The sequence below is a fragment of the Bartonella sp. AA89HNZF genome (assembly GCF_042196905.1).
GTDB lineage: Bacteria > Pseudomonadota > Alphaproteobacteria > Rhizobiales > Rhizobiaceae > Bartonella.
The window spans coordinates 1-1,613 of the sequence record NZ_JBHIRD010000065.1 but is presented as its reverse complement, the minus strand read 5'-3'; the positions used below and the strand labels follow the sequence as shown (position 1 = coordinate 1,613).

The window sequence follows — 1,613 nt, the reverse complement described above, 5'->3', positions numbered from 1 at the left end:
GGCAAGGCAAGATCAGAGCTATCAAATTCAAGAGCATCATTTTTATTATTCTTACGACGTTTTCCCACTTGTGTATCGGAACACACGGCAAAAGAACGCAAGGGTATTTCTGTATCTTCTGTCCATTCACGAATTGTTTGAGAGATAAGAGCAAGGGAGGGCACCAGAAACAAAATACGCTTGCCTTTCCCAGCAAGGGTTTCTGCTATCTTCAAACTGGTGAAAGTCTTGCCCGTTCCACATGCCATAATCAGCTTGCCACGGTCTGCTTCTTTTAAACCTTCACAGACTTTCTTAAGGGCTTCTTTTTGATGATCTAAAAGCTTTTTCTTCGGTTTTTCTTTAAGGACGGCTTGTCCTTGTTCTTTATAAGCGCCCCAATCAATTTGACTGCTTTCCAAATCAAAAAGGTTTATGCGTTGAATACGAACCTCTTGCCCCTCACAAGTCAGTTCAACATTGTCACTCCAATCTGTTTCGGTGCTATCAATCAGAATACGACGGGTGAAGATCTTTTTGCCCGAGGCAGCGATAAAACTATCAATATCTTCTTTTTTAATGATGTGAGAAGCATCATAGCATTTACATTGAATGGCAGCATAGCCCCCTTCATCACGGATTGTAGCGATCAAATCAATCCCAATATCCGTTCCATCTTCATCATGCTCCTTAGCCCATTCCAAATAAGTCTGAACCTTTTCGTATTCTTGCTTTTGAAGAGGGTCGTTTGTCAAATAAACCATGACAAGGTTTTCAAACAGCGTTCCCAATTCACGGGGTGATTTTGCTTGTTGACGATAATATTCCAAGAGAGAGCGTAAAGAGACATGATCATAATGATGAGGGCGAAGCATAAAGAATAAACTCCATGACAATATATTCTATTGATTAATTCTCTTCAAAAGAATCAAAACGAAGCTTATTAAATCCATTTTGAGTAAATGGTGAAAAAAATGCAGAAAAATGCGAAAAAACGGATAAATTTTTTTCAAAAGAGTTTTTAAAGGTACTTATCCACAGCCCATGGCATAGGATAAGATCAGCAAAATAGTGAAATTTTCTGTTTATTTTATGGAAAAAAGACAAATTTGATATGTGCTTTTAAGATATCATAATGAGTATTTTGATAGGTTTTATGAGTCACTAAAATAGTCTATTTTGTCAGTTCAATTTACAGACACAAACTGACAAATGTATATTATGGATTGTATTTAAGGTTGTATTGTCGATATAGGTTGTATCGTTAAAATACTAACATATTGAAATATAATGTTTTTAATTTTCTCTCATTTAAAAAAAATAATATAGGAGCTAGAATGAACTGACAAGACTGACAAAACTCTTCTGATAAGGTCACTCAGATCATTTGCTTTTGGAAAAAATTTCCTTGATGAGAATGCCATAAAAAGAGTTTTGCGTGGTTATCTTAAAGACTTCAAAAGAGATTTCTTATTGTTTTATGCTGTTGTTTTTGACGACAGGATGTTCTTGATCGCATGATGTCTCGTTTATATGCGTGTTGAGTGGCTTAGAGGGGCTGGAGAGTGAATTTATCTCTAATTATTGATAAATATATTGTAGCATTAAACTGGGGATATTGATGTATTAACCAT

Annotated in this window: 1 protein-coding gene; it reads right to left on the bottom strand. The window is 35.5% G+C overall.

The genetic code is table 11. The annotated features are described in order from the left end of the window. A partial coding sequence (locus ACFIN0_RS09660; protein WP_375702444.1) for a DEAD/DEAH box helicase family protein occupies positions 1-854 on the bottom strand: 854 nt, incomplete at its 3' end. Positions 855-1,613: the final 759 nt, after the last annotated feature.